This window comes from candidate division WOR-3 bacterium (assembly GCA_016926475.1).
Lineage (GTDB): Bacteria > SDB-A > SDB-A > SDB-A > SDB-A > JAFGIG01.
This window is the reverse complement of record JAFGON010000072.1, coordinates 1-4,855: the sequence shown is the minus strand read 5'-3', so window position 1 is coordinate 4,855 and position 4,855 is coordinate 1. Positions and strand designations below refer to the sequence as shown.

General features: G+C 37.9%; 5 protein-coding genes. 3 read left to right on the top strand and 2 right to left on the bottom strand.

The genetic code is table 11. The features are described 5' to 3' along the window. Positions 1-170: 170 nt before the first annotated feature. A complete protein-coding gene (locus JXA84_07145) occupies positions 171-1,283 on the bottom strand; it encodes a hypothetical protein (protein ID MBN1150975.1) in 1,113 nt (370 codons plus the stop codon). Between the two features lie 670 nt (positions 1,284-1,953). Here JXA84_07145 and JXA84_07140 point away from each other — a divergent pair. Next, the gene (locus JXA84_07140; protein ID MBN1150974.1) at positions 1,954-2,298 is read left to right on the top strand and encodes a hypothetical protein; all 345 of its coding nucleotides are present in this window, start codon (positions 1,954-1,956) and stop codon (positions 2,296-2,298) included. Next, a complete protein-coding gene (locus tag JXA84_07135) occupies positions 2,295-2,990 on the top strand; it encodes a DUF1361 domain-containing protein (protein ID MBN1150973.1) in 696 nt (231 codons plus the stop codon). Before JXA84_07140 ends, JXA84_07135 begins: the two co-directional genes overlap by 4 nt. A gap of 15 nt (positions 2,991-3,005) precedes the next feature. Here JXA84_07135 and JXA84_07130 read toward each other — a convergent pair whose 3' ends face one another. After that, the gene (locus JXA84_07130) at positions 3,006-3,983 is read right to left on the bottom strand and encodes a hypothetical protein (protein ID MBN1150972.1); all 978 of its coding nucleotides are present in this window, start codon (positions 3,981-3,983) and stop codon (positions 3,006-3,008) included. 135 nt (positions 3,984-4,118) lie between these two features. Between JXA84_07130 and JXA84_07125 the strand changes: the two genes are divergently transcribed. Continuing rightward, on the top strand, positions 4,119-4,855 hold a 737-nt coding region (locus JXA84_07125), incomplete at its 3' end, for a hypothetical protein (GenBank protein ID MBN1150971.1).

The window sequence follows — 4,855 nt, the reverse complement described above, 5'->3', positions numbered from 1 at the left end:
TAAATTTAGTTGCAGCCCTTGAGCGTCTGTCCTGTCTATTGTCAGTCCAGTCGCCCCCCAGCTCCCGTCTATGCTCTCCTGCCAGCCGAAAAGCGGCAAAGAGAAGAGCACCAGGGCTGTAATGATGAATACACAGTTTTTCATTCGAGCACCTCCTAAAGGTTAAAAAATCAAAAGGCAATTTGCTTGATTATCAAAATGGTCAAAATTATAGCAACTACGATTCCTAGTATCGCCAGGAAAATTTTGACCTTTGAATAAGGTCTGTCTCCGTGAACTTCTCCTGTTCTTGCGTTTACTATAAACTGGAAAGTCTTTCCCCCGTATCTGTAAGCGCTTATCCAGAGCGGGAGAAGTATATGCTTGAATTTAAGGTTGTTGAATTGTATTTTATAGGCGTCTATCTTTTGCTCATCTCCGCCAATATCCTTGAATATTTCGGTTTTTATAACAGAATCCATTATTGATTTTGCTTCACCGAAAGCGTCTTTCAAGCCTACGGAATAGGTTTGAACCTGAAAACCGGATATATACTTTTCATCGTAAGGTACAAGTTTTTCAAAATCCCAGGGTTCTAATTTTTGGGAAAATTTTCTGTGAAGAGATTTGGAAGCCGTTATGAGAATGTCGTTAAAAAATTTTTTTATTCTGCCGTTTACAATTTGCCATTTTGTCTTTCTCGTTTTCTTCGTTTTGACGACTTTTTTACCGCCTTCTGTCGTCTGGTATTTTTCGTCTTCGTAGTAATATTGACCTCTTTGACCGGAATATTGTGTGTCGGTCTCTGAATCAAATGTCCAGAAAGGCATGTAAACGCCTTTAAGCATGTCGGGTGAAGCGAGCCTTTTTAGATCGTTAGGCGCGAAATGTAATTTTTTCAGCCAATTCCTGAAGTTTGACATTGCGGAATTTTTATCTAAATGGAAAGGGAGGAGAGCTTTTGGTTGAAACACTTTTTTAGTTTGTTTTTGTGCGACAATCTTTATCCCGCAGTATGGACAATTACCCGCTGAAATGTTTTCGTCAAAAGCGAATGTAGCCCCACAGGAGTCGCATTTTATTGTAATCTTTTCTTCGAGGTCTTTATCGTCTATTTCCTTTTCGATATACACATGATAATCGAGTTCTTTTACTGCTTCATCTATGGATTCTTGATCTATTTGGAATTTGTTGACTGAACCGCAATACGGGCACACCATGGAGTTTTCGCCGGGTTTGTAGACCAACGTCGCGCCACAGCTCTTACAAGGAAAAGAATTCCCCGTCGAAGGGGTTTCTTCCAAACTATTTCTCCTTTGAAGAAAACAACTATTATTACAATTAAATTGTTTTTCTTTCTTTATACAACATCAATCGACAGATATCAATCGTTTTTTAGTGCCAGGTCTTGACATATAACGCTGTTATTTCATAGAATTACGATGTGTCAAGACCTTTGAGGATCCAACTGACCAAAGCTGAATATCATATAATTACCAGTGGTAATGAAGACCTCTGGCTTTTCAAGGAATATCAAGATCGTCAAAAACTACTACAAACACTCTGCTTTTACAGCATCAAATACAGGATATTGGTTCACGTTTTTTTATGAGTCAATTTCACAGAGAATTTACGATGTACTACAAAAAAAGCAGAAAAAGGAAGGGCATTGTTTTCAAGAGACGTTACAGTGCGTTAATTGTTCAGAAAGAAAAATATTACTGCAACATAATCAGGCATATTTTTTACAATCTCGTGAGAGCGGTGTTAGCAGAAAATTCTTATGAGCAAAGATCCAGAAGTCTAAACTATACCGTAAATAAATATGTGCTTGGTGAGATAAAATGGTTTGATAAAGAACTTTCTATCTCATGTTGGAGGTATGGAAGGATAAAAAATATACTCGCCAAAGATCCTTGAGAGCTGCCTGTCGTATTCAAATCTTTTGTAGGAGACAAAAGCTAGGCGGATGAAATGCTGAGCGGAAAAGAGTTAAAACAAAAGATCAGCTTTAATTCAGAGACGCCCAAACCAAAAATGACGGCTAAAAAAATACTTGAGTTCTTTTCCCTGCATTACGGATTGGATAAATACGATATAATTAAGGACAAAGGAAATGATGTCACTCTTAAAGTTATTTATGCAATCTGGAGTTTGACAGGTTTGAACGCAAAGGAAGCTGGAGGAATATTCGAGCTCAAGCCATATGTCTTTTCGCTGAGATTGAGCAGGTTTAGGAAAAGACTCCGTGATGAAAAATCAACGAGAGAAGATGTAATAAAACTTTTGGAACCAATAAATTCAAGGGGCCGAACATGAAAAGTTTAAAACATGTAACGGGTCAGAATCTGGGGCGTTATAAATACACAATTATCAGTTTTTCAGCTCTTTACGCCCTTTCAATTTTAGGTTGCGCAATGATTTTTGTGAGAAGGCTATACACGGGTAGATATTTTTTTCTTTATCTGGTTTGGAATTTGTTTCTCGCTTGGGCTCCTTTGTTGTTTTCGGTATTGATAAACGCGGCATCCTACTTGAGATTTAAAAAATTGAAAATTGTATTAATGCCCTTTTTTGGTTTTGTCTGGCTTTTGTTTTTCCCGAACGCGCCCTACATGGTGACAGACTTCATCCATTTCAGGAACAGCGGCACTTTTCTCGTCTGGTATGATCTCGTTATTTATCTGATATTTATTCTGACGGGTTTTTTTATCGGTTTTGTCTCTTTGTATATCGTCAAGAAAACAATAGACCAGATATTCAATCAATACGCGAGTTTTGTTTGCATGTTTATTGCTATGTTTCTGGGAAGTTATGCTATTTACATCGGAAGGTTTGTCCGTCACAACAGTTGGGACGCGATACTCAACCCTTTCGGAATAATTATGAGTTTTTTATCGAATATAAATATACAATCGGTTGTATTTTCGGCGATTTTTTCAGCTTTGCTGACCCTAATATACACTTTTCTCTACGGCTTGACCCATCTTGAACATGAAATTAAGGGATAGAAACAATTCCGTCGGTTATTCAGGTAAGTATATGGCAAACCTGCAACGCAAATCGCCTTTAAGGATGCTCTCTAAAACCTCGAAATTTAGTTCCTTGCCAAAAATTACTTCCCACATTTTTTTGTGGAAGCCGCCGCTGCAATAGCAAAAAGTTTCCGACACAGTTTTCCCCGGTTCCTTTATTGATTCCCGAACCCAAGGGCAGTGGCAGTAATAATAGCGTTTCAGTATAGGGTCTTTTTCAGAGAGAAATTTTTTTGTTCTAAAAGGAATTTTTGTCACGTAGAGAATGTTTCTGTTAAGGCGTCCCGATGAAATTTCTGTATCGCTTTCCACGTAGGCAATTACTTCATCGTCTATTTCCTGCCCGAAAAATAATTCGCCTTTGTTTTTCAAATTTATCAAATCATTAATGAAATTTTCTCTTTTTATCTTTAGAAACGTTTCGATGTTTTTATATTTTTTGAAAAGCTTCTTGTCTGAGTCATAGTAGGAGTCGGGAAGGTCTCTAAGGCATGACGAAAATATTTTTTTCCTTTTCACGTGGTCGACGAATTTGTCCATTCTTTGTATTATTCGCAATGCAGCTGCAGATTTTACTGCGTTTGACGCACCAAGAGGGGGAATGTTTACTCCATGGAAAATTTTGTCTCTCATTTCAGTGTTCAATACTTTTTCGGTTTTTGCGTATAAATTTCTTAAAGATTCTTCTCCGTCAAGAAGCTCGAACAAAGAAATGTAAACAGGGTTGTTTTTTGCAAAATAGGCGTATCTTGTCAGTGCAATTATATTTTCGGGTGTGTTGTTGTTTTCTGAGATCAATTTGTCGATGTATGACCTCATGTGCTCCGGTTTGGAATTGTCCGCATCTAAAATTTTATTCATGGAAAAGAGGAAATCTTCATAATCAGATACCGCTTGAACTTGTCTTTCGATTATTTCAGGAGAAACTCGTCGGGATTTTAGCAATTCTACAAAACCATTTTTATCCATAAATCCTCAGTGGTTTTTTTAACAGGATATTTACTGTTGTATAATATACTAAAAACCAAGTAAAATCAAAATATTAAGAGCATGATCGCTTAAGGCAATATGAGAACTATGTTCAAATTGCAAAAGGAGAAGAACATGAAACCAGGCACTGTTTTTGTCATACTCTGTTTTTTAGGCTTAAACGCCTTCTCTCTGGATTACAGCCCACAGGACTCAGACAACAGAGTTTTATCAAGGGCTTCAGACACGATAACATGGAATTTTGAGGACAGCACTTTCCAAAACTGGACTCATACAGCGATATATTTTTCATACCCGAGAGCATGGGGTGTTCAGAAATACAATGCTGGTTATGACACATCTTTTTACTGCCCGGCGCACGGAAATTACAGTATGTGGATTGACTCTGACGCCGCGGGAACCTCTGTTGTCGACACTGCCGTGTCTCCTCCTTTTGTCGGATCGCTTGGAAATTATCTGAAATGGGGTTTTTGTTTTGATTTCTATTCGGGGAATGATTTTTTAAGAGTTCTTTTAAGGACTTGCAATTCCAACACATGGTCTGCCTGGAACCAGATCAAAGATTATACGACTACTTTCAACAACGCATGGGATTCGGTTGATTTATCGGTTTATACCGCTGACAGTTTCCAGGTCGCATTTGTCTATGCCGGAAATTATGACTGGTATGCCGCTTTCGACAATGTTGGACCTGTAATTGTAAACCTTCCAACTTATCACGATGTTGGCGTGTTTAAAATTCTTTCGCCGAAAGGGAATGTTTCACCTGGGTCTGAAAATGTTATAACTGTCGTAAAAAATTACGGAGGTTTTGCCGAAAATTTCAACGTAAGATGTTTAATAGAAGATTC

Coding starts and splice junctions, on each gene's coding strand:
- JXA84_07140 (MBN1150974.1), top strand. CDS start 1,954: ATGCTGAGCGGAAAAGAGTTAAAACAAAAGATCAGCTTTAATTCAGAG.
- JXA84_07135 (MBN1150973.1), top strand. CDS start 2,295: ATGAAAAGTTTAAAACATGTAACGGGTCAGAATCTGGGGCGTTATAAA.
- JXA84_07130 (MBN1150972.1), bottom strand. CDS start 3,983: ATGGATAAAAATGGTTTTGTAGAATTGCTAAAATCCCGACGAGTTTCT.